Genomic DNA, 24261 nt, shown 5'->3' on the forward strand with positions numbered 1-24261 from the left:
CTTAACGTGGTGTAGGTAAAGATCGGCTAAATTTTTTTAGTAAACTAATTAATTATCAGGCGCTATCAAGGGATAGTGCTAAATATTCAAGCGATCTGAAACGCTCGGCATAGCAGAATTTAGTATTCAAACCGAGCGAGTTTCAGCGTGCCGCTTAGGCTTGGAACAAATTCAGCGCAGCGGGCTGTGATTGCACTGCCACCGTCTCGCCGACGGCAAATTGTTGTGCCGAATAGGCGGACAGAGTTTGCCCTGCCAGTTCGATTTGATATTCAAAACTGTGTCCGAGAAAGCGTTTGCCACGGATAACACCGCGCGCGACCGCACTTTGTGTCGGGTTCGCTTCCAGTTGCAGTTCCTGCGGGCGAATCAAACAAAACAGCGGCTGTGTCGGATCAATCGGCTGCCCGTTTGCCAGTTTCAGTGCCGTTTCGGACTGCCAATTGCCAAGTGCGGTTTGCAAGGTGTGTGAATGTTGCAACTCGCCGTGCAGATAATTGCTGCTGCCGAGAAAGTCGGCAACAAAACGGCTGTGCGGGTGTTGATACAGCGCTGCCGGTTCGCCGAATTGCACGATTTTGCCCTGTTCCATCAGCGCGATTTGATCGGCAAACACAAACGCCTCTTCTTTGCTGTGGGTGACAAAAATTGCCGCCACCTGCTGGCTTTTCAGAATGGCTTTGATTTCCTCGATCAGCTGATACCGCACTTGGCTGTCGATATTGGAAAACGGCTCGTCCAGCAGCAGTAAATCCGGTTTACACGCCAAGGAACGGGCAATTGCCACACGCTGTTGTTGCCCGCCGGAGAGTTCGTGCGGATAGCGTTGTAAAAACGGCGATAGTTTGACTAACTCCGCCATTTCCGCCACGATCTGTTGCGCTTCCGCTTTGCCGATCTTGCCCAAACCAAACGCGATATTTTCCGCCACGGTTAAATGCGGAAACAGCGCATAATCCTGAAAGATCATGCCGATTTTGCGCTGTTCGACAGCGATTGTCGCCAAATTGCATTGATTCAGCGAAATCGTGCCTCGTGCCAACGACACTAAACCGGCAATCGCTTTCAGCAGCGTGGTTTTGCCGCAGCCGCTGGCGCCGAGCAAACACAAAATCGTGTCGCCGTGCAGCGCTAGGCTTAAGTTTTGCAAGACTGGCTGTGCTTGATAGCACACGCTCAAATTTTCAATTTGTAATGACTTCATGGCAATACATTCTCTGTAGGATTCGATGACGCTTGTTGTTTGGCTAATAACGACCGAGTCAGCACGATCACCGGAAGCAAGCCGACCAATACCAGAAATACCGCCGATAGCGATGCCTGTTCCAATTGTTCGTCCGAGGTCAGGGTGAACACATGGGTCGCCAGCGTATCGAAATTAAACGGACGCAGTAACAGCGAGGCGTTCAGTTCTTTCATGCTCTCTAAGAACACCAGTAAAAGTGCGGTCAGAATGCCTTTGCTCAACAGCGGGAAATGGACGCGCAGCAGCATTTTGATGCCGTTATAACCCAAGGTGTGCGCCGCCATATCAAGCGACGGCGCGATTTTTTGCAATGAAGTTTCCACGCTGCCGATGCTCATTGCCGAAAAGCGAATAATGTAGGCGCTGACTAAGGCGAACATCGAGCCGCTGAAAAACAGCCCGACCAGTGGCAAATTCAGGCTTTTTAGTAGATTATTCAGTAAATGGTCGGCAGAAATCAGCGGAATCATCAAGCCGATTGCCAAGACCGTGCCCGGCACCGCATAGCCTAATGACGAAAGCGGCAAGCCGTAGCGTGCCAGTGAGGCAGAGGCGCCGCGCGGCTGCAATTGATTTAAGCGACGGAAAAACAGCAGGCATAACGCCAAGATCACGCTCACCACGGCGGCGAGAATCGAAACCCGTAAGCTGTTATAGGCATACAACCAGAATTTATCGTTCCATGCCTGTTCAAAATAGTGGTATGACCAATACAGCAGCTTCGCCAACGGAATAAAAAACGCGAAAGCCAGCAATCCCCAGCAATACAGTTGTGCCAGCGCGGCACGCCAGCCGCGCAGTTCGCGCAGCGGTTGTTGCCGTTCATAGCCGCGTTGATACAGCTTTTGTTTGCGGCGGCTATAGCGTTCAAGGCTGAGCAGCAGGAAAATCAGCAGTAACATTAATAATGAAATTCGCGCCGCCGTACCTAAATCATTTAATCCGAGCCAAGTGTCATACACTGCGGTGGTCAGGGTCGGCACGGCAAAATAGGAAACCGTACCAAAATCGCCCAAGGTTTCCATCGCCACCAATGCGCTGCCGATTGCAATCGCCGGACGTGCCAATGGCAAAGTGACCTTGCGAATCAGCCGCCAGCCGTGAACGCCTAAGATTTTGGCGCTGTGATTTAAGTTTTCCGACTGTTCCATCAGCGCGATGCGGGTCATCAAAAAAATATACGGATACAGCACCAGCGCCAGCACCACGCAGGCACCGCCTAATGTGCGGATCGACGGAAACCAGTAATCCAGCGCGCTGTTCCAACCGAATAATTGGCGCAAAAAGCCTTGCACCGGCCCGGCATAATCCAGCAAATCGGTGTACAGATAGGCAACCAAATACGGCGGCATGGCGAGCGGCAAACACAGCATCCATTGCAATGTGACTTGCCCGCGAAAACGAAAGCTGGAAACCAACCAACTGCACGGCAGGGCGAACAGCAGGCTGCAAAGCAACGTGCCGCCAATCAGCAGCAGTGAATTTTTCAAATAATCGAACAGTACCGTGTTCCACAAATGCGACACGCTGTCGCTGTCGGCGGAAACGGCTTGATAGAGAATTGCCGCAATCGGCAACAGGAAAAAAGCGATGATCAACAACGCGGTTAAAAACCAACAGCTACGCCAAAAATTCTTCATTCTTTCTATTTCGCAAAAATGGCAAAGAGCGGTCATCAACCGCTCTTGCCGATAAAATGGCGCAAATTATAGATCAAATTTGACTTCATCTACCAGTTTTAACGCTTTATCGTAATTTTCAGCAATTTTTTCAAGCGGCAATGTGTCCGCGTTGTAGCTGCCCCATGATTCAACCAATGTGGAATATGGCACGCCGGCTTTAACCGGGTATTCGTGGTTCAATTCGGCATACAGTTTTTGCGCCGCATCGCCACTCAAATATTCCACTAGTTTGATCGCGTTGTCTTTATTCGGGGCGTGTTTTGCGACCACCACGCCGCTGATGTTAACGTGCGTGCCGTGTGCGTTTTGGTTCGGGAAGTTGATATACGCCGATTCCGCCCAGCTGCGTTGTTTGTCGTCGTCTAACATTTTGCCGTAGTAGTAGCTGTTGCCGACGGCATAATCACAGACGCCTTCTTTGATCGCTTTCACTTGATCGCGATCGCCGCCTTGCGGTTTTTGTGCCAAGTTGGCTTTCACCCCTTCCAGCCACTGTTTGGCTTTGGCTTCGCCGTCATGTTCGATCATCGAAGCAATCAGCGACACGTTGTAAGCATTTTTGCCGGAGCGAATACAGACTTTGCCTTTGTGTTCCGGTTTGGCTAAGTCGTAGTAAGTGAAATCCGTAGGCAGTTTGCCGACGCGATCTTTAGAGCTGTAGATCACGCGCGCGCGGGTGGTCAGTGCGAACCATTGATCTTTAGAATCACGATATTGTGCCGGAATATTTTTTTCCAGCGTTTCGCTGTGAATCGGCTGCGCCAATCCTGCTTTCACCACGTCCATCACGTGTTTGATATCCACGGTCAGCACCACATCGGCAGGGCTGAGTTCGCCTTCACGTTTTAAACGTTCAACCAATCCTTTATCGTCAAAAATTAGATTGACCTTCACGCCGGTGTCTTTTTCAAAATTTTTTAAAATCGGCTCGATTAAATACGGCTGGCGATAAGAATACACATTCACTTCAGCGGCGAGAGCGGAGCCGGCAATGGTGGTTAATCCCAAAGCGAGAGCGAGATAACTTTTTTTCATTTTATTCTCCATAACGGTTAATTTGGTTGATATTGCGGACGCTAGTATAGTGCAGGCGAGCTTGCTTCTCAAAAGAGAATTATTCTCATTTTATACAAAGTTAGATCCAGATCACATTTTTCCGTTAACTTTACCCAAACTGAATGGCTTTTACTTTTTTGTTTAACCAGCCCTACACTTTCAGCTGAATTGCGGTAGAATCACAACACGCATTTTTATCGTATCATCAGACATAAGGGGTCAATCATGCCGGTTAATTTACGCAATCGTCACTTTCTGCGCTTAATGGATTTCAGCCCGACGGAAATCCAGTTTCTGCTCGATCTTTCCGCCGATTTAAAACGCGCCAAATACAGCGGCACCGAACAGCCCCGCTTGCGTGGCAAAAACATTGCGCTGATTTTTGAGAAAACCTCCACCCGCACCCGCTGTGCGTTTGAAGTGGCGGCGTTTGATCAAGGGGCGAATGTGTCGTATATCGGGCCGAGCGGCTCACAAATCGGACACAAAGAGTCGATGAAAGACACCGCGCGGGTGCTCGGCAGAATGTATGACGGCATTCAATATCGCGGCTACGGACAGCATTTGGTGGAAACACTGGCGGATTTCTCCGGCGTGCCGGTGTGGAACGGCTTGACCGATGAATTTCACCCGACTCAAATTCTAGCGGATTTCCTCACCATGTTAGAACACGGCAACGGCAAACGTTTGAATCAGATGAAACTTGCCTATCTGGGCGATGCGCGCAATAACATGGGCAACTCGTTTGTCGAAGGGGCGGCACTAATGGGGCTGGATCTGCGCTTAGTGGCGCCGAAACAGTTCTGGCCGGAACAGAGCCTGCTGGACGAAGTGGCGGAAATCGCCGCTAAAACCGGCGCGAAAATCAGCTGCACTGAAGATGTTGCGGCGGGTGTGCAAGATGTCGACTTTCTATATACCGATGTTTGGGTTTCCATGGGCGAGCCGCCGGAAGCGTGGGAAGCACGAATTGAATTGATGAAACCGTATCAGGTCAACCGCCAACTGCTGGCGCAGACCGGCAATCCGAACGTGAAATTCCTGCACTGCCTGCCGGCATTCCATGACGATCAAACCACCGTCGGCAGAGAGATGCTGGAAAAATACGGCATGAACGGGCTGGAAGTCACCGATGAGGTGTTTGAATCCGACGCCTCGATTGTGTTTGACGAAGCCGAAAACCGAATGCACACCATTAAAGCGGTGATGGTGGCAACATTGGGCAACTAGCGCGACGGCTGACCGCACTTTTACGATTAGAGCAAAAACAAAAAGGAAAATATTATGACAAAAATTATTCACACTGAAAAAGCCCCTGCCGCTATCGGACCGTATGTTCAAGCGGTGGATTTAGGCAATCTGGTACTGACTTCCGGACAGATTCCGGTTAACCCGACCACCGGCGAAGTGCCACAAGACATTCAAGCGCAAGCGCGTCAATCGCTGGAAAACGTCAAAGTGATCATCGAACAGGCTGGTTTGCAAGTGAAAGACATTATCAAAACCACGGTGTTTGTGAAAGATCTCAATGATTTCGCCAGCTTGAACGCCGAGTACGAAGCGTTTTTCAAAGACAATAACCACCCGAGCTTCCCTGCTCGCTCATGCGTTGAAGTGGCGCGTTTGCCGAAAGACGTCGGCGTTGAAATCGAAGCGATTGCGGTCAGAAAATAAATACGTTATGCCAAGTGCGGTTCGACCGCACTTTGGCGACATCACGACATAAGGAAGGGTATAATGAGTGTGCAAATAGACAAACAGCAGGTGCTGGACGCGTTCCAGTTTCGCTGTGCGATGCGCAAATTTGATTCGAGCAAAAAAATCAGCGACGCCGATTTTGTTTATCTGCTGGAATTGACGCGCTTGTCGCCAAGTTCGGTCGGCTCCGAACCGTGGAAATTTCTGGTGCTGCAAAATCCGGCATTGCGTCAAGCCTTAGTTCCACATTGCTGGGGCGGGCAAAAGCAGTTGCAAGACGCCAGCCATATTGTGGTGATTCTGGCGCGCCGCAACGCGCGCTACGATTCGGCAGATTTCTACGACACCATCAAAAAGCGCGGTTTCAATGAGGAACAAATCGTCAAAACTTTGGCGGTGTACCAAAAATTCCAACAGCACGACATTAAAATTCTCGACAGCGAACGTGCGTTGTTTGACTGGGCGAGCAAACAGACCTACATCGCCTTGGCGAATATGATGACCGGTGCGGCGCTGATTGGCATTGATTCCTGCCCGATTGAAGGATTTGACTACGACAAAGTTAATCAAATTTTAATCGACGCCGGGCTGTTTGATCCGGCTGAGTTTGGCGTTTCGGTAATGGCGGCATTCGGCTACCGCGCTGCCGATCCAAGCCGCGCCAAAACCCGCAAATCGCTGCAAGAAGTGGTGCAATGGGTGGAATAAGCGGCTGAATTTCAGCAGCATAACGATTTAAATGCGGCATTTTTCCAGTCGCGTTTTTTATGGCTGTCATCAAACCGTCATCTTTGTTGTGTAGTATGGAGTGGTTCAATTCAACAGGAGAGCCACAATGTTACACGCGAAAAAACGTTATTTATCCATGCTGTTAACCGCACTTTTATTGCCTGCCGCCGTGATGCCGAGCGCATTGGCGGCGGAATATAAACCGCAAATCATCGCCCACCGCGCAGGCACTGCCGATGCACCGGAAAATACGCTGTACGCCGTTGAGCAAGCGCTGCAAAACGGTGCCGATGCGATTTGGATCACGGTGCAGCTTTCAAAAGACAATATCCCGGTGCTGTACCGCCCGAGTGACTTGTCGGCGCGCACCAATTTGAACGGCAAGGTTTCAGCCTATACCGCAAGCGAATTGCAGCAAGCTGATGCGGCTTGGTTGTTCGATAAAGAGAATAATTATCCGCTACGCGAAAAAAATATCGGTGTGCCGAGCCTAAGTGCGGTATTGGCGCAATTCCCGAACACCTTCTTTTATCTGGATCTGAAATCGCCCGACGCCGAACCGCAACAGTTTGCCGCTGCGGTGCGAGAGGTGATTCAACAAGCCGGTGCGCAGCAGCGGATTCGAATTTATTCCACCGAACAGCCGTTCACCGAAGCGATCGGCGATAGCTTGCCGACCTTCGCCAGCCGTGATACCACCCGCAATTTCTTGGCGCAAACCGCACTTGCCGGCGATCGCTGCCCGCCTGAAGCCTTGTCTCAAACCTTGTGGCACGGCTTCGAGCTGAACCGCAAAGTTAAAGTGGTGGAAACTTTTACTTTGGGCGAAGGCGTGAGCGAGGGCGTATTGACTTGGTCGCCGCATGAAGTTCGTTGTTTCAACCAAACCGCCGCACAACATATCGTGCTGTTTGGGATTAATAACGCCGAAGACTATCAAAGAGCGGTTGAGCTGAATGTTGACGGGGTGATGGTCGATTCCCCGAAAAAAGCGGCGGGATTTGCGAAGTAATAAAAAACGCCCTTGGCATACAAGATGCGAAGGGCGTGATTTACTCATTGAAATTATTGCATTTTCAGCTCAATCAACTGTGTTTTACCGCTGTTGCCGTCCACGCCGTCGTTATCGTTAACGATAAATACACGTCCGTTTTTGGTGACGGTTAAGCCTTCGATTTTCTCCGGAATCGCGCCGTTAGCGGCTTTGAGGTCGTCGATTAGGTCGCGCACCAAGGTTTTGCTGAGCGTTTCATCGGCTTTGGCATTGCTGAGATCGATTTGATAAATGCGTTTGATTGCCGCATCAGGGCCGCCTTGATTGTCTCGTTCCAGCACCCAGAACACACCGTTGCCACGCGCGGTTAAATCGGAAATCCCGACCCAGCCGCCGTGTTGTGAAGCGACGGCATCTAACGGATAAAACACAAACGCCCAGCTGTTGGCGTTCAAATCATAAATGCCGATCCGTGGATTAGCTTCTTTACCCCATGCACGTTGAAACGCTACATACAATTTGCCCTGATCGACCGCGATACCTTCAAAGCCGAAGCGCAGCTGCTGTTGATTGACGGCTTCCGGCAGTTGCACCACTTGGGTGATCTCGCCGCTTGGCGTCAGTTTTAACAGCAGGTTAGGCGATTTGACCGGGCGTTTCTCATCGCCGACTGTACCTGCGCCCTCTGAGGCAATCCAAAGGTTACCGTCTTGATCAACGGCGACGCCTTCCGGATCCAGATTCACGCTTAAATCGTCATTGATCAGTTTTGCCGCGCCGTCAAACGCAGTGCTTAAAACTTTGCCGCTGTCTTTGATCCGAATCGCATCGACGATTTGTGCCGGTTTTTGCGCCACATCTAAAACAAATACCCGATTGCTGCCGAAGAAGCTGTCTTCAATGCTGTAGAGCTTGTTTTCATCTTGCGGATCGGCGGCAAGCCCGGACAGTGCCGCCCAAGGAATCGGGCTGCCGTTTTGTTTCACCGATTGCAAGGTCGGATAGTTAGCTTGATCGGCACCGTATTGATAAATCGAAATACTGGAACGGATTTTATCTTTGCGCGCATCGGCTTCACTGGCGACCACTAACGCATTGCGGCTTGGAATGGCATATGCCCCTTCCGGCGCAACCCCGGAAGGTAGCGCTTGCTTGAATTTCGGCTGGCGCGGATCGTCTACGTTATACACAAACACTAAGCTGGCGCGCTCGGCATTGACGAACAACAATCGCTCGCCGTTAAACACCCCGACTTCGACGTTTTCCGGTTCGCTGCCTTTATTTTCCGAACGCTTGTCCGGATAATGCCCGAACTGTATCGCCAGATGATCGAGCGTATTGCCCGAATCCCAAATCACTTCGCCTTGGGTGTTAAAAACGCTGAAGCCACGGCTGCCGCCTTTCCAATCGCCTTCGTTGGCGGTGGCGAAATGCTGGTTGTCAATCCAGGCGACGCCGTCCGGCTCGCGCGCCAGATCATTCACGGATTCGGTCATTTTGATTTGCAGTGGTTTTTCTTCGGTCAAATCCACATCGGTTAAATTCACGCTGCCGGCGGAGAAGTGGTTGATCACCTCACCTTTCGCCAGATCGACCAGTGCCAGCGCATTGTTTTCTTGCAGGCTGACCACCGCGATATTATTCTGATTAATATCCACATATTCCGGCTCAGGATCTTCCGGCGAAATGCCGCTTAAACCGGTCAGCTCGACTTTGCGTACTTGCCAGTTTTTCGGATCGGGATCGGCGCTGTCAATCACGCTCAGGTAGCCTGCGGGCAGCTGTGGCAGCGCGCCTTTATTCAGATCTTCATCGCGTTCGTTTTCAATCGCAATCGCAGCAAATTTGCCGTCCGGACTGATCGCCACCGAATCCGGCTGTCCGCCCAACGGCAAACTGGTCAGCAGCTCAAAGCTATCTAAATTGAACACCTGTAACTCACCGGCAGTTTCCACATAATTTTTTGAGGTATTGACCGCCACTAGCGCGAAGCGATCTTTAATCGCCACCGAAGTCGGCTCACCGTTCAGTTTCACCACTTTTTTGGCTTTCGGCTGTGCTAAGTCACGAATATCGACAAAGCCAAGCTGCTTCGCCGGGCTGTCGTTATACACCAAGGTATTGCCTTCTTTGTCGGCATATAAAATCTCCGCTGAGGTTTTGCTATCGTCATTGCAATCGGCTTGCAATTGCGAGCAGACCGCAAAGGTGGCGACCCGATTGAAATACGGGGCTTGTTCGGCGTGTGCCAGATTCACACAAAGTGCGGTGCTGACGGCGAGGGACAGGGTTTTTAATTGCAAGAATTTTGATGACATACAGCGCTCCTTTTATCAATGGATACGCCATTTTTGCATAACTTTATGACAGCTTGATGACAGCTTGCAATTCTGCGGGGAAAAACCGCACTTTGTTGTTTTAAATGGCGAAAGTGCGGTTTTAGGCGGCTATTGCAACAGCAGATCTAAGGTGGCATTTTGAAACACATAGCCGTGATCTTGGCTATAGCAGAGTGTCAAACTGGAAAATTTCAACAACGAATTATCGACTTCTATCAACAAAAACTGTTTGCTGAGCGGCTCCAGCTCTGCATTGGAATAGCGCTTTTTCAACTCCAGCCCGTTATCAAGCAGAATCTTGTTAATCATAGCATTGAAATCAATTTTAAAGTCAGTCATGCCAAGTTCTGCAAAGTGAAATAGATGCTCAGGCGACTCACTACAATCTCGTTTGTTATGCATCACGTTGCCAAACGGGTAATGCAGAGTGAGCATTTTGCGGTATGTCCGTTTCAGCTCGCGGCTCTTGGTTTCCGTAACATCCCAGAAAGTCATTTCGTGCTCGCCGGCAACAGCAGATTTGGCATCAACTTCGAGCAGTTGGGAAACGAGCTGACCGTAGCGCGCGTCTAGCGTGTTGTGTTGAAGTGTGGCTTGCAATGTATCGCCTGATCGCGCAGAGCGGCTTGCTGTTGTTCCGAGAACGTGGCTGGCATCGATGAGAGCGGTTTGATTTTACCGTCTGAATCCAATAAATCCAGCTGTCGAAGCTGATCCTCAAAGCGTGCCAATTGATTTTCGCTGGCAATTTGTGCCGGATTTCATATTCCGCCGACCAACAGGATTGCCGCGGCAAGTAGCAAAGCGAAAGTGCGGTAGAGGGTGGTGGCTTGAAACAGCGACAAGCCGATAAACAGTGAGATCACGCTCACGCTTGCCAGCAGATAAATCCGAAGCTCGGTTAAGCCGTAGTGGCTGAGCCGTTGATAAACCGCAATCCACAACAGCGCCAACGGCAGCAATGCCAGCCAGCTGAACAGGCGATAAAATCGCGTCCATTTCGGCTGTTCCACCAAATCCAAGATCGCTTTACACCATAGCCCGAGCAGCAGATACGGCAGTACGATAAAGCTGATTTGCCCTTGCGGCAGCTTGCCCAGCATCACGATTCGCAGTGTGTATAGATACAGAATCAGGGTATATATTATCAGCGTCGGCGAAAGAATCAGGTTCATCACCAGTTGGCTGATGTGGTTCATGGCAATCTCATCTTGCCGCTGGCGGTGTTCAAACAGCAGGAAAAACAGTGGAAACAGCCCGAACAGTGTCGCGAGATACAGACGGAGTACGGTGTCTGTCAGCGACAAATTCAGATCGAACAAAAATTCGATGCTGCTAAGTAACACAAAACCGATCGCAAAACACAACAAGCTCACCAGCAGTGCCCAGCCGATACTCAGCACGGTTTTCAGCACGCCGCCGATAAAAGTGCGGTTATCAGCAGCCCAAGGATGAGTGAGCAGCGCTAATAACAGCAACAGTTGGAGCGTCCAAAATCGCGGCTGTTGCACATATTGATGTCCGCTTAAACCGAATGCGGTTTGCCCACAAACCAGCAATAGCGGAACGGCAGCCGTCAGCCAATACAGCCGCCGTTGCGGTTGGCATAAATAGCTCAACACAAAGCAAGCCGGCGCAAATAACCAATATTCGATCAAGTCATATTTTTCAAACGTTTCGAGGCTAAAAATCAGAAACGGCAGTGAAAAGAGAATTGCCCACAGGCTTTCCAACGGATATTGGCGCAGTAGCAGTTTGGGTTGCCACAGCTGTTGTGAGAGTCGCGAAAATAATGTTGATGATGACATAGCAGTTCCTTATGCTTATTTGGCACACTGGTCGGCAGCGAGTAAGACGCTTGCCAGCACCGGCAAATGGCAGTGTGCGATCGTTTTGGCGGCGGTCAGCAACGTTAATTCGTGCTGCTCGGCGTGATATTGCCGCAATTGTTGTAAACCCGCCTGACATTTCGCGCTGCTCAGCTCTTGCCGATAACGGTGGCAAAATTCCGGATAACGCGATTCAGGCGCTTGGTGAAACCACTGGCGCAATTCATTCGACGGCGCCACGCTTTTCAGCCACACCACTCCTTCCAACCGCACTTTAGCCACCCCACGCGGCCACAACCGATCAACCAACACCGCCGGACGATCGCTCGGCTGAAAATCATAAACGCGTTTGAGGTTATACATGAATGTCACCGTTTAAATATTGGATTAAAATTGTTGAAAATACGGCGTTTAAATACCGCACTTTAGCGCAAAGTGCGGTAAAAGGGTATAAAAAAAGCAGCTTCACCCAAGGGGCAAGCTGCTTTTTTAATCTATTTAAGATTAACCGGCGATCGCGGTGCCGACCGTCATATGTAGCCCGTAAAAGAGCGTACGGCCTAACAATTCCGCGGCAAATACCAAGATAACCGCACAGCAGAGAGAGAGAGTCCGGCGCCGGTGTTTTGGCGGCTGCTATAAAATAACAAGCCCACACCGACAAACAGCAGCAACACTCGCAGCATGACCATTTGTGCATAATTCGGAATCAGTGCGCTGGCTTTTTGCGCCGAGGTTGAATGTCTGCCAGTGAAAATGTTTGTGAAACCACTAACAACACGCTGAGCAACAGCGCTAGCAGTAACCCAAAAAGAACCGGACGTAATGCAGCGGATTCTGTTCCGGCAGCGCGTAGCAAGGCATAAGCAAGGGCGAATCCGGCGAGTATTGCCGTCAGAATAAAGGAAGCGGAGGTGTAGCCGTTATTCCAAGTCGGCACGGTGCTGATTAAATAAACCGCACTCATGCTGTAGGTAAACAAGATGCCGCTGACAATGATCAGAGTAAGCCAACGTTTATTCAGCACTGGCGGCATTTTTTTCAGTAGCTGCACCAGCCAATAACAGCCTGCGAGAATGAAAAATAATGCGCCGGAAGCAATCTCGTTACTTAACGCCGATGATCCGATTCGGTTCAACGAGTTAAACGCACGCCACGGCGAGCCCAAATGTAGAATTGAAGCCAGAAAGCCCAGCCCCAACAACACTAAAGGCACAATCAGGAAACGTGCCGTCCGTTGCTGCAATGCCGCAGTTTGATTGCGAAAGAGCAGATACACTGCCATAAGAATAATGGCGCCGACCGCACTTTGTGCCAGAACGGTAAAAAATACCAGGGGCAATTCGTGTAATCCTGCATTCATGTTATACCTCCCTCGGATTGGCTAGGAAGCCGCTGGTATCGCCACTTGGGCGCGCATTTTTATTCGGCTTGATCACTAAATTAGGCGCGGTGTAATGCTCGGCAGGCAGCGGCGCCAAGCTTGCCAGTTCGCCGTATTTTTGACGCAATTCGCTAATCGGTGCGAAATCCAACGCGCGCAACGGACAAGAGTCAACACAAATCGGTTTTTGACCGGTTTTAACCCGCGAATAGCAGCCGTCGCATTTGGTCATGTGCCCTTTAACTTCACTGTATTGTGGCGCATCATACGGACAAGCCATGTGGCAATAGCGACAGCCGATACAGGTTTCTTCGTTCACAATCACAAAACCGTCGGCATTTTTGTGCATCGCTCCGCTTGGGCAAACCTTAACACAGGCGGGATCATCGCAATGATTGCAGGAAATCGACAGATAATACGAAAACACATTCTGCTGCCAGCAATTGCCGTTTGCCTGCCAATCGCCACCGGCATATTCGTAAATGCGGCGATAATTCACATCGACCGGGAGATCTTTGTAATCTTTGCAGGCCAATTCACAGGTTTTGCAGCCGGTGCAGCGATCGGAATCAATGTAAAAACCATATTGTTCATTCATCATCTGCTCCTTACACTTTTTCAATCTGAACTAAATTGGAATGTTGCGGGTTGCCTTTCGCCAGCAGAGAAGGACGCTGAGTGGTGAGGACGTTGATGCTGCCGTTATGGTCTATTTTATCTCCCCACATATTTGCTCGATGCCACGCACCTTGTCCCATGCCAACCACGCCAGGGATAATGCGAGGAGTTACTTTTGCCTCGATGCGAGTTTCGCCTAATTCATTGAAAAATTTAACTAAATCGCCATTTTAAATGTTGCGTTGTTGAGCGTCAATCGGGTTGATCCATACTTCTTGAGGACAAGCGCTTTCCAATACATCAATATTGCCATAGCTTGAGTGAGTCCGAGATTTATAGTGAAATCCGACCAATTGCAGTGGAAACTCATTACTTTTCGGATCGCCATACCCATTAAAACCGGGGTGATAAATCGGTAACGGATGGGTAACTTCGTCACTTTTTAGCTCCCAGGTTGCAGCCAACTCAGCCAATTGAGAGGAATAGATTTCTATTTTCCCTGACGGTGTTTTCAACGGGTTTGCCTCTGGATCTTCTCGAAATTCTTTATAGGCAACGAGATGACCTCTCGGATCTTTTTTCTTGAAAATCCCCATTTTTTTCAGTGCATCATATTCAGGCAAATCCGGATCTTGCGCCCGCATCTCGCTATATAGGTGCTGCAACCATTGCTCCTGTGTTCTGCCTTCAGTAAATTTATTATAAACATCCTCACCTAGGCGTTTAGCAATATCACTTAAAATTTGATAAATAGGACGACGTTCAAATTTAGGGCTGGTAGTCGGTTGTCCGAAAATGAGATAGCCCATATTGCCGGTGGAATCATTTGGAATAATATCTTCTTGTTCGGTTGTCATCAGATCCGGCAGTAAAATATCGGCATATTTAGCGGAAGATGTCATGAAGTTTTCGACCACGACAATCATTTCACATTGGGTATCATCCTGTAGGGTTTCGTGGGTCTTATTGATATCCGAATGCTGATTAATAATCGTATTACCGGCATAGTTCCAGAGAAATTTAATTGGAACATCAAGTTTGTCTTTACCTTGGATACCATCTTTAATCGCCGTCATTTCAGCACCGCGCGCAATTGCGTCAGTCCACATAAAAACCGGAATTTTGGTTTTGACAGGATTTTCCAATACCGGGAAACGTTTTATTGTGATGGTATAAGTGCTTTCTCTCGCACCGGAATTTCCCCCGCTAATTCCAACGTTACCGGTTAGAATTGGCAACATGGCAATTGACCGGGCTGATAATTCACCGTTTGACTGGCGTTGTGGTCCCCAGCCTTGACTGATACAGCAAGGTTTTATACTGCCGATTTCTCTTGCCAGTTTGATGATTTTCTCGGCAGGAATACCGGTAATTTGGGCTGCCCAGTCCGGTGTTTTTGCAAGTTTGTCATCTCCTTGACCTAAAATATAGGCTTTATAGTGACTATTTGCAGGTGCTCCTTCGGGGAGTGTTTTTTCATCATAACCGACACAATATTGATCGAGGAAAGGCTGATCGACCAAATTCTCCGTAATCAACACATAAGCAATTCCGGAAACTAAGGCGGCATCTGTGTCGGGGCGTATCGGTATCCATTCATCTTCTCTACCGGCAGCCGTGTCGGTATATCGAGGATCAATGACAATCAACTTCGCATTGGAACGTTCGCGAGCTTGTTGTAATAAATAAGTAATTCCACCCCCGCTCATGCGGGTTTCTGCTGGGTTATTGCCGAAATACACGACCAATTTTGAATTAACAATATCGGAAGTACTATTGCCGATATTTGAGCCATAAGTAAACGGCATGGCGCGTGCTATTTGTGCTGTACTGTAGGTTCCATATTGGTTGAGAAAGCCACCATAACAAAAGCAAATGCGGATGAGCGGGTCATATTTCCGCCCACAATGCCGGAACAATAGTTGATATAAACGGCTTCATTTCCATAATCTTTAACGATGCGTTTTAAGTTATCGGCTATCGTATCGAGCGCTTCATCCCAAGTGATGCGTTTAAATTTTCCTTCTCCGCGCTTTCCGACTCTTTTCATCGGGTAATTTAACCGATCGGGATGATTCATACGGCGGCGTATAGAGCGACCTCTTAAACACGCTCTTACTTGATGTTCACCATATTCATCATTGCCGGTATTATCAGTTTCCACCCAGTAAAGCTCGTCTTGCTTAACGTGCATACGGAGTGCACAACGACTTCCACAATTGACGGAACACATACTCCACACCACTTTGTCCGCGTCATCTGATAAATTGCTTGTGCCGACTTGGCTATTATTTGCCGGCTTAACTGAAAACGGCAAACTAACCCCTGCCGCGGCGGTGACCATGCCGATGTCTTTTAGCAGCTCCCTTCTATTTATCGCAATACCTTTCATTGCTTTCTCCTTATATCTGAGTACTTATTTAGAGGTATTAAAACAAAAAGGACACAATAAAAATGTGATTAATATCAATTGGAGCGGTTTGAAGGGCGTAAATCCCAATAAACTTGATTAAAATCAAACAGAAATAATGGGAATTATTCCTGATTTTAATTGCGTGATTTTGCCTCTTTTTGACTAAACTCAAACGCTTTTTGGCGGCTTATGTTAAAGTAATGGCAAATTCACTAACATTAAAAACAGACCATGACTCCAACACTCACTTCCATTTCCCAATTCGGGCGAATTTTAGGTTCGCTGTTTTATACTTCGCCTGAGCAGGCGCAGAATCAACCGTTGCTTGCGCTTTTTGCTGACTCACAATGGCACGCCGGTTGCGATTTTTTACCGGAATCAACCTTAAACGCGATCCAAGTGCGGTTTGAGCAAGGGCTAGCACAAGGCGAAGCGCAGTTGGCGGACGATTTTCAGGCGCTGTTTATTGGTCCGAATGCGCTGCCTGCGCCGCCGTGGGGCTCGGTGTATCTGGATAAAGAAGCGGTGGTATTTGGCGAATCGCTGCTGGAGCTGCGCCGTTTTATGCGCTCTCATGGAATCAGCTTAGAACTGGCACAAAATGAACCGGAAGACCATTTCGGGCTACTGTTGATGCTGGCGGCGTGGGTGGCGGAAAATCAGCCTGCACAGCTGAACGAATTGCTGCAACAACACCTGCTGCCGTGGTCGGGGCGTTTTTTAACCTTGCTCAGTGCCGAACAACAATACCCGTTCTATGCTGCCCTTGCCGAACTCAGCCAATTATTGCTGGCTTATTGGCAACAACAATTGCAGCTTGATGTGCCGCAAGTGCGGTTGTATCGCTAATTATGGTTTACGCAACGCGGTTTATTTATGAGCGATAAAAACGAGCGCTACTATCAAGCCTATCTGCAACATAACCACATTTCACGCCGTGGGTTGCTGCGTGGAATTTTTAATGCGGGGCAGAAAGCGCAGCAGCAGATTCAGCCGGCGGTTTATCAGCGTGCGTTCACCCGCCCGCCGCAAGCGGTGGCGGAACCGCACTTTTTGCAACGTTGCACCGGCTGTGGCGATTGCGTGAAGGCTTGTCCGTATGGCTTGATTTCGCTGCAAGACGGCAAAGCGCAGCTTTCGATTGAATATTGCGGCTGCGATCTGTGCGGCAAATGCACCGACAGCTGTCAAACAGGGGCGCTGGCGCGCGAAATGCGGTCAGACACCGAGCTGCGATCGCACTTTCATCGGCTGTGCGTGCAACAGCAGGGCAGACGTTGCGATTTCTGCCGACAAGCCTGTTCTACCCAAGCAATCGCTTTTGATAGCACAACCCGTCAAATGACGCTCAATAGCGAACATTGCAACGGCTGCGGCGAATGTAAAATCGCCTGCCCGACACATCATATCGAATTAAAGTTAACCATTCCGGCGTAATTTTCAGCTTTTTATTTCCGCAAATCCGACTAAACTGTGATCAAACCCTTAGTTTTTATGTTTGTTTTCGAACATTTTATGGCAACTTCGTGCACCATGACGTACAATAGTGATTAACTAATTTCGTATTCGAATTTCTTAATTAATGTGGGGGCAGAATGATGACATCGCCATTTTCTTCTCGTCAACAAACCGATGTAATTATTATCGGCGGCGGCGCAACCGGCGCGGGGATCGCCCGAGATTGCCGTTTGCGTGGGCTAAGTGCGGTTTTATTGGAACGGCGCGACATCGCAACCGGTGCAACGGGGCGCAATCACGGACTGCTGCACAGCGGCGGACGCTATGCGGTCAACGATCCGGAATCGGCAAAAGAGTGTATTGACGAGAATAATATTCTAAAACGAATCGCCAAACACTGTATTGACGACTGCAAAGGGCTGTTTATCACCCTGCCGGAAGATGATCTGGCATTTCAAACCCCGTTTCTTGCCGCCTGTGAACGTGCTGGCATTGATGCGGTGCAGATCGAACCGTCATTGGCACGCCGCTTAGAGCCGTCGGTCAATCCGAATTTAGTCGGTGCAATTGTGGTGCCGGACGGCAGTATCGATCCGTTTCGGCTCACTTCCGCCAATATGCTTGATGCGAAAGAACGCGGCGCAGACGTGTTCACCTATTGCGAAGTGCAGCAACTGATCCGTGAAGGTAATCGGGTAATCGGCGTGCGGGCTTACGATCATAAACACAAAATCCAACGGGAATTTTTTGCGCCGGTGGTGATTAACGCCGCCGGTATTTGGGGGCAAGGCATTGCGGAATATGCCGATCTGAAAATCAAAATGTTCCCGGCCAAAGGCTCGCTGCTGATTATGGGACACCGTTTGAACAACATGGTGATCAACCGTTGCCGCAAACCTGCCGATGCCGATATTTTAGTGCCGGGCGACACCATCAGCGTGATCGGTACGACGTCCAGCCGCATTCCGTATGATCAAATTGATAATATGGTGGTGACGCCTGAAGAGGTGGATCTGTTGATTGAAGAGGGTGAAAAGCTCGCCCCAAGCCTGCGCCACACCCGTGTATTGCGAGCCTATGCCGGTGTGCGCCCACTGGTGGCGACCGATGATGATCCGTCAGGGCGCAATGTCAGTCGTGGGATTGTGCTGTTGGATCACGCGGAGCGGGACGGCTTGGACGGCTTTATCACTATCACCGGCGGCAAATTGATCACCTATCGTTTAATGGCGGAATGGGCGACCGATTTAGCTTGTAAAAAACTGAATAAAACTGCAGCTTGCACCACCGCCGAGATTCCGTTGCCGGGTTCAAATGAAAGTGCGGTGGAAACTCACCAAAAAGTGATTTCCCTGCCGACACCGCTGCGGGTTTCTGCGGTGTATCGTCATGGTTCACGTGCGACAGGCTTACTGGAGAAAGAGCGGTTGGATCGCAGCCTCGTGTGTGAATGTGAAGCGGTTACCGCAGGCGAAGTGCGCTATGCGGTGGACGAATTAAAAGTGAATAATCTGGTGGATTTACGCCGCCGCACCCGAGTGGGCATGGGCACTTGCCAAGGTGAGCTATGCGCCTGCCGTGCGGCAGGATTAATGGCACGCTTTAAGGTGGCGACACCACAACAATCTACCACCCAGCTTGCCTCGTTTATGGAAGAACGCTGGCGCGGGATTGAGCCGATTGCTTGGGGCGATGCGCTGCGTGAAGCGGAGTTTACCTCATGGGTGTATTACGGCTTATTAGGGCTAAATGATGTGCCGCAAGCAGGGCAGCAACAACTACAAGGAACCGATCAAAATGAAGTTTGATAGTTTGATTATTGGCGGCGGATTGGCAGGCTTGCTGTGCGGAATCCGCTTACAACAAGGCGGGCAGCGTTGTGCGATTGTCAGCAACGGACAAAGTGCATTGGATTTTTCTTCCGGCTCGTTTGATTTTTTGAGTCTATCCAACCAAAACGGCGAACCGATTAGCGATTTCACGCGAGCGTTAACACAACTGGCGCAACAGCAACCCGAACACCCTTATAGCTTATTAGGGCATGAAACGGTGTTGAGCAAATTGAGTGTATTTGAACAACTGGCGGGCGGTTTACAACTGAATTTAAAACAGGGCGGCAAGCAAAACCACCTGCGTTTAACGCCGCTCGGTTCATTGCGCCCAACATGGCTTTCCCCGCGCAGTGTGCCGACGTTTGCTGCGGAGCCAGCGCAAAGTGCGGTTTTGTCTGCCAAAAAAGTGGCGGTGCTCGGGATTGAAGGTTTCAACGATTTTCAACCGGAATTACTGTGTGAAAATATGCAACGGCTACCGCACTTTGCCCAATGGCAACTGAGCTTCGGCTATCTACATATTCCGGAACTGGATCACTTGCGCGGCGATGCGCGTGAATTTCGCAGTATCAATATTTCACAAGCGTTAGAACATAAATTAAATTTTGAACAATTGGTAAATGAGCTGAAAAAAGCCGCAGGCGATGCCGACACCGTGTTCTTGCCAGCCTGTTTTGGTTTGGATAATGACGATTTCCTGCAACAACTTCAGCAAGCAAGCGGCATTCGCCTGTTTGAACTGCCGACCCTTCCGCCGTCATTGCTGGGGATTCGCCAACATCGCGTGTTGGAAAAAGCGTTTGAAAAAGCCGGTGGTTTGATGATGAAAGGCGACAGCGCGCTGCGTGCCGAATGGAATGAAGCCGGTGAAGTAACCGCACTTTATACCCGTTTGAACGAAGAAGTGCCGTTGCAAGCCGATCACTATGTGTTGGCAAGCGGCAGTTTTTTCAGCAACGGTTTAGTCGCCAGTTTCGATCAGATTGTCGAGCCGATTTTCGGTTTGGATTTGTTTAATGCACCACAGCGCAGCCAGTGGACACACCACCGTTTCGCTGAACCGCAACCGTATCAACAGTTCGGCGCGAAGATTAACACCCGCTGTCAGGCGCAAAAACAGGGCGCAAGCGTGAATAATCTGTATGCAATCGGCGCGGTGGTCGGCGGCTATGATCCGATTCATCAAGGCTGCGGCTCAGGCGTGGCGGTGGTAACCGCACTTTATGTCGCCGATCAGATTTTACAAGGAGGCAACGCATGAATTTGCAACAATTAATTCAACAAGCCGAGCAAACACAACTGCAAGCCCACACTGATAACAGCTTTGAAAGTTGCATCAAATGCACGGCGTGTACGGCCGTTTGCCCGGTTTCGCGCAATAATCCGTTCTACCCCGGTCCGAAACAGTCGGGGCCTGACGGCGAGCGGTTGCGACTGAAAAGTGCGGATTTTTATGATGAAGCCCTGAAATACTGCACCAACTGTAAACGTTGTGAAGTAGCGTGTCCGTCGGATGTGAAAATCGGTGATATTATCGTGCGTGCCCGTAACCGTTACGGCAAAGATAAGCAGAAATCGTCAATTCATAAATTGCGTGATGCGGTGCTGAGTAATACCGATATTATGGGCTCACTATCCTCGCCATTTGCGCCCGTGGTGAATGCCATGACCAGCCTGAAAGCCACCCGCTTTTTGCTGGATAAAACCTTAAAAGTGGCGAAACAGCGCAGCTTGCCGAAATACTCGTTCGGCACATTCCGCCAATGGTACGGCAAAGTAGCAGAACAGCAAAAACAGTATGCGGAAAAAGTCGGCTACTACCACGGCTGCTATGTGAATTACAACAACCCGACACTGGGCAAAGAGCTGATCGAAGTGTTCAATGCCATGGACATCGGCGTGGTGCTGCTGGAAAAAGAGAAGTGCTGCGGCGTGCCGCTGATGGTGAACGGCTTCCCTGAACGGGCAAAAAAACAGGGCGAGTTTAATATTCAACAGCTGGAAAAAGCGGTGAGCGAGCGCAAACTGGAGATTGTCGGTACCTCGTCCACTTGCACCTTGACGCTGCGTGATGAATATCAGCATATTTTGGGGTTGGATAACCACAAAGTGCGGTCGCACGTTCAATTGGTTACCCGTCATCTGTATAAGCTGTTGGAACAGGGCAAAACTTTGCCGTTGAAACCTATGCCGCTGCGTGTGGCGTATCACACCGCCTGCCACATGGAAAAGAGCGGTTGGGTGCCGTACACCATTGAAGTGCTGCGCAAAATTCCGAATTTGGACATCGTGATGCTCAATTCACAATGCTGCGGCATTGCGGGCACGTATGGCTTTAAATCGGAAAACTATGAAACGTCACAGGCGATTGGCAACAACTTGTTCCAGCAGATTGATCAAGGCGGTTTTGATTACGTGGTGTCTGATTGTGAAACCTGCAAATGGCAGATCGATATGTCCACCACCCGCCAATGTTTGCACCCGATCACCTTGTTGGCAATGGCATTGAAAAAATAGCGTGCAAGTGCGGTGTCAAACCGCACTTTGTGCCAGATAGGTTTTCAATGTTTGTACAAACGCTCGGGTCGCATGGGATAAATAGCGGCCTTTGCGATAGACTACCACCACGGTGCGGCTCGGGTGGCTGTCGAGGCGGCAATAGCAGGGCTCTTTGTCGAAGTGATCGGCATACACCAGCGTTTCCGGCAGTAACGCGGCGCCAAGCCCGGCGCCAGCGAGGGCTTGAGCAGTGGTCATACTTTCGGTTTCTAATACCACATTCGGCGAAAATCCCGCCTGTTCGCACAGTTTTTGCAGCATATTATGCAATTTATGCCCTTTGTTCATTTGAATAAAGGGCGTATCTTTGAGCTCCGCCAGCGTAATCACCGGAGTATGCGAGTGATCGCCCGCGCGCAACTGCCATTGCTGGGCGATCGGATGATTCGGCGGCAGCGCTAACAGCATTTGCTCTTCAAATAAGATCTCATGGTCGAACAACGCGGGGTTGATCGGCATCAGCGAAAGTGACAGATCGGTTAAGCCGTGTAAAACCCGATCCTCGAGATTATGGGTGTTGTCCTCTTGCAGAATCACGTCGATATGCGGATATTGCTGCCTAAACAGCGGCAGCACGCGCGCCAATAAATAAGCACTGCGAAACGGCGAGCTGCCAATAGTGACTTGCCCCTGTTTGGCATTTAATGTGTCATCCACCCGCTGTTCGAATTGGGTTTGCAAATCCATAATCGCGCGTGCATTTTCAACGTATAAGCTGCCGATATAGGTGAGTTTTAATGGCGAAACGCTGCGATCAAACAGCGGCGCGCCGACTTTTTCTTCCACTTTTTGAATAAATTGGCTCAATGACGGCTGCGAAATATACAGTTTTTTGGCGGCACTGGAAAAGTTTCGCTCTTCCGCCACTTTCAGCACATATTTGAATTGTCGAAATTCCATTCATACCTCATTTATAGGTTAATGCCTATATTAATTATATAAAAAATCATATTGGACTTATCTTAAGCGAATTTCGTAGCATATACCACATAAAACATAAGGCTTCTTAATTTTGATATTTGGAGTGGGGCATGAGTCGGTTAACACGCGGTGTGATAGTAATTTTACTGATGGTGGCGATTTGGCTGTTGCCTGCGCCGGAAGGGCTGACGCCACAGGCATGGCAGCTGTTTGCGATTTTTGCCGCCACCATCGTCGGCTTTATTTTACAACCGTTGCCGTTAGGTGCGATCGCATTAATCGGGGTCACGTTTGCCGCATTCAGCAAAACAATCAGCATCTCGGAGGCATTGTCCGGCTTCAGTAACAGCACGATTTGGCTGATTGTTTCCGCTTTCCTGTTTGCGAAAGGGTTTATTAAAACCGGGTTGGGGCGGCGGATCTCTTATCAACTGATCAAATGTTTCGGCAGCAGCGCACTGAAATTGGGATATACCTTGGTGATCAGCGATTTTATTATCAGTCCGGCGACACCGTCGAATACCGCACGTTGCGGCGGCACTATGTATCCGATTGTGCGCAGTCTTGCTTCAGCTTTCGGATCCGAGCCGACCAAAGCGCCTCGCAAAATCGGTGCTTATATTTTATCGACCACTTTCCAAGTGGACGCGCCGATTGCCGCAATGTTTTTAACGGCTTGCGCGCCAAATCTGCTGATTGTGGCATTCGCACAACAAACCGCCAATGTCACGATCAGCTGGGGCACTTGGGCGCTGGCGGGGATTGTGCCCGGGTTGTTGTCGATGCTGATAATTCCGTACTTTATTTATAAATTTTATCCGCCGGAAATCAAAGACACTCGAGAAGCACAGCAGGTTGCCCGCGAAGAGCTTGCCAAAATGGGCGCGATGAGCCGCGGCGAATGGATTATCAGCGGTGTGTTTATTGGCGCGCTGCTACTGTGGAGCACATCACAATACACCAATATTAACGCCACCGTGGTCGCTTTATTAGGGGTTTGCATCATGCTTGTCAGTGGGGTGCTGGAGTGGGATGAAATTCTGCAAGAAAAAGGAGCCTGGGACGGCATGATCTGGATGGGCGGCATTATCGGTTTGGCGGGAATGTTAAACAAAGTCGGGTTCATGTCGTGGTTTGCCGGCACTGCCAGCGGGCAAATGGACGGCGTTTCTTGGGTGCCAACCTTAGGGGTTTATATGTATAGCCACTATGTGTTTGCCAGTTTGTCGGCGCACGTTACGGCGATGTATGCGGTTTTTCTGGCGGTGGCGGTAGGTGCCGGTGCGCCGCCGTTTCTTGCTGCGTTCGGCTTTGCCGTATTGTCGAATTTGATGGCGGGATTAACGCATTACGCGACCGGCGCAGCGCCGATCTATTTTGGCGCAGGCTATATTAAACAACACGATTGGTGGCGGATTGGCTTCTTCGCTTCATTAATCAACGTAACGATTTGGATCGGTGTCGGTTCATTGTGGTGAAATATTCAGGGGTTATGGTAATCAA

Annotated in this window: 22 protein-coding genes and 1 pseudogene; 10 read left to right on the forward strand and 13 right to left on the reverse strand. The window is 49.7% G+C overall.

Annotated elements, in window-relative coordinates; genetic code table 11:
• Positions 1–154: 154 nt before the first annotated feature.
• The 3 genes from ACUHGC_RS03270 to ACUHGC_RS03280 all read right to left on the reverse strand — a co-directional run bounded on the left by ACUHGC_RS03270 (position 155) and on the right by ACUHGC_RS03280 (position 3963).
• Positions 155–1204, reverse strand: a complete 1050-nt coding sequence (locus ACUHGC_RS03270) for an ABC transporter ATP-binding protein (RefSeq protein WP_446834248.1) — start codon at positions 1202–1204, stop codon at positions 155–157.
• Positions 1201–2886 (reverse strand): ABC transporter permease, encoded by a 1686-nt coding sequence (locus ACUHGC_RS03275; RefSeq protein ID WP_446834249.1) that lies wholly within the window; start codon positions 2884–2886, stop codon positions 1201–1203. Before ACUHGC_RS03275 ends, ACUHGC_RS03270 begins: the two co-directional genes overlap by 4 nt.
• 66 nt (positions 2887–2952) lie before the next feature.
• Positions 2953–3963: a Fe(3+) ABC transporter substrate-binding protein gene (locus ACUHGC_RS03280; RefSeq protein ID WP_446834250.1), complete on the reverse strand. Its 1011-nt coding sequence runs from the start codon at positions 3961–3963 to the stop codon at positions 2953–2955.
• A gap of 246 nt (positions 3964–4209) precedes the next feature.
• On the opposite strand from ACUHGC_RS03280, the gene argF reads away from it, so the two are divergent.
• From argF to ACUHGC_RS03300, 4 genes are all read left to right on the forward strand, one after another.
• Complete coding sequence (gene argF / locus ACUHGC_RS03285) at positions 4210–5214, forward strand: ornithine carbamoyltransferase (RefSeq protein ID WP_446834251.1); 1005 nt, start codon at positions 4210–4212, stop codon at positions 5212–5214.
• Positions 5215–5268: 54 nt separating this feature from the next.
• The gene (locus tag ACUHGC_RS03290) at positions 5269–5658 is read left to right on the forward strand and encodes a RidA family protein (protein WP_446834252.1); all 390 of its coding nucleotides are present in this window, start codon (positions 5269–5271) and stop codon (positions 5656–5658) included.
• Positions 5659–5721: 63 nt separating this feature from the next.
• On the forward strand, positions 5722–6390 hold the full coding sequence (locus tag ACUHGC_RS03295; protein WP_446834253.1) for an NAD(P)H-dependent oxidoreductase: 669 nt from the start codon (positions 5722–5724) through the stop codon (positions 6388–6390).
• A 127-nt stretch (positions 6391–6517) separates the two neighbouring features.
• On the forward strand, positions 6518–7423 hold the full coding sequence (locus ACUHGC_RS03300) for a glycerophosphodiester phosphodiesterase family protein (protein ID WP_446834254.1): 906 nt from the start codon (positions 6518–6520) through the stop codon (positions 7421–7423).
• Positions 7424–7476: 53 nt separating this feature from the next.
• Here the strand turns inward: ACUHGC_RS03300 and ACUHGC_RS03305 are convergent, their stop codons facing one another.
• The 9 genes and pseudogenes from ACUHGC_RS03305 to ACUHGC_RS03345 form a co-directional block, all read right to left on the reverse strand.
• The gene (locus ACUHGC_RS03305) at positions 7477–9723 is read right to left on the reverse strand and encodes an esterase-like activity of phytase family protein (RefSeq protein WP_446834255.1); all 2247 of its coding nucleotides are present in this window, start codon (positions 9721–9723) and stop codon (positions 7477–7479) included.
• Positions 9724–9852: 129 nt separating this feature from the next.
• Positions 9853–10344: a hypothetical protein gene (locus ACUHGC_RS03310; RefSeq protein ID WP_446834256.1), complete on the reverse strand. Its 492-nt coding sequence runs from the start codon at positions 10342–10344 to the stop codon at positions 9853–9855.
• Between the two features lie 161 nt (positions 10345–10505).
• The gene (locus ACUHGC_RS03315; protein ID WP_446834257.1) at positions 10506–11552 is read right to left on the reverse strand and encodes a DUF4153 domain-containing protein; all 1047 of its coding nucleotides are present in this window, start codon (positions 11550–11552) and stop codon (positions 10506–10508) included.
• A gap of 15 nt (positions 11553–11567) precedes the next feature.
• Positions 11568–11936 (reverse strand): DUF488 domain-containing protein, encoded by a 369-nt coding sequence (locus ACUHGC_RS03320; protein WP_446834258.1) that lies wholly within the window; start codon positions 11934–11936, stop codon positions 11568–11570.
• Positions 11937–12077: 141 nt separating this feature from the next.
• Positions 12078–12158 carry a hypothetical protein gene (locus tag ACUHGC_RS03325; protein WP_446834826.1) on the reverse strand — a complete coding sequence of 27 codons (81 nt, stop codon included), beginning with the start codon at positions 12156–12158 and terminating at the stop codon, positions 12078–12080.
• Positions 12134–12265: a hypothetical protein gene (locus tag ACUHGC_RS03330; RefSeq protein ID WP_446834259.1), complete on the reverse strand. Its 132-nt coding sequence runs from the start codon at positions 12263–12265 to the stop codon at positions 12134–12136. The genes ACUHGC_RS03325 and ACUHGC_RS03330 overlap by 25 nt, the downstream gene beginning before the upstream one ends.
• A gap of 17 nt (positions 12266–12282) precedes the next feature.
• A complete protein-coding gene (locus ACUHGC_RS03335) occupies positions 12283–12936 on the reverse strand; it encodes a DmsC/YnfH family molybdoenzyme membrane anchor subunit (protein ID WP_446834260.1) in 654 nt (217 codons plus the stop codon).
• A 1-nt stretch (position 12937) separates the two neighbouring features.
• Positions 12938–13555, reverse strand: coding sequence for a DMSO/selenate family reductase complex B subunit (locus ACUHGC_RS03340; RefSeq protein WP_446834261.1), 618 nt, complete (start codon positions 13553–13555; stop codon positions 12938–12940).
• Positions 13556–13565: 10 nt separating this feature from the next.
• Positions 13566–15967 (reverse strand): annotated as a pseudogene (locus ACUHGC_RS03345) (DmsA/YnfE/YnfF family dimethyl sulfoxide reductase).
• A gap of 252 nt (positions 15968–16219) precedes the next feature.
• Here ACUHGC_RS03345 and dmsD point away from each other — a divergent pair.
• From dmsD to glpC, 5 genes are all read left to right on the forward strand, one after another.
• The gene (dmsD, locus tag ACUHGC_RS03350; RefSeq protein ID WP_446834262.1) at positions 16220–16837 is read left to right on the forward strand and encodes a Tat proofreading chaperone DmsD; all 618 of its coding nucleotides are present in this window, start codon (positions 16220–16222) and stop codon (positions 16835–16837) included.
• 27 nt (positions 16838–16864) lie between these two features.
• Entirely contained in the window at positions 16865–17425 is a 561-nt protein-coding gene (gene napF, locus ACUHGC_RS03355; protein WP_446834263.1) for a ferredoxin-type protein NapF, read from the forward strand.
• A gap of 158 nt (positions 17426–17583) precedes the next feature.
• Entirely contained in the window at positions 17584–19254 is a 1671-nt protein-coding gene (gene glpA / locus ACUHGC_RS03360) for an anaerobic glycerol-3-phosphate dehydrogenase subunit A (protein WP_446834264.1), read from the forward strand.
• A complete protein-coding gene (gene glpB, locus ACUHGC_RS03365) occupies positions 19244–20539 on the forward strand; it encodes a glycerol-3-phosphate dehydrogenase subunit GlpB (protein ID WP_446834265.1) in 1296 nt (431 codons plus the stop codon). Before glpA ends, glpB begins: the two co-directional genes overlap by 11 nt.
• A complete protein-coding gene (gene glpC / locus ACUHGC_RS03370; RefSeq protein ID WP_446834266.1) occupies positions 20536–21795 on the forward strand; it encodes an anaerobic glycerol-3-phosphate dehydrogenase subunit GlpC in 1260 nt (419 codons plus the stop codon). Before glpB ends, glpC begins: the two co-directional genes overlap by 4 nt.
• Positions 21796–21810: 15 nt before the next feature.
• Here glpC and ACUHGC_RS03375 read toward each other — a convergent pair whose 3' ends face one another.
• Positions 21811–22737: a LysR family transcriptional regulator gene (locus tag ACUHGC_RS03375; protein ID WP_446834267.1), complete on the reverse strand. Its 927-nt coding sequence runs from the start codon at positions 22735–22737 to the stop codon at positions 21811–21813.
• A 131-nt stretch (positions 22738–22868) separates the two neighbouring features.
• On the opposite strand from ACUHGC_RS03375, the gene ACUHGC_RS03380 reads away from it, so the two are divergent.
• The gene (locus ACUHGC_RS03380; protein WP_446834268.1) at positions 22869–24236 is read left to right on the forward strand and encodes an anion permease; all 1368 of its coding nucleotides are present in this window, start codon (positions 22869–22871) and stop codon (positions 24234–24236) included.
• Positions 24237–24261 lie beyond the last annotated feature (25 nt).

Source organism: Testudinibacter sp. P27/CKL/0425, from assembly GCF_052931395.1.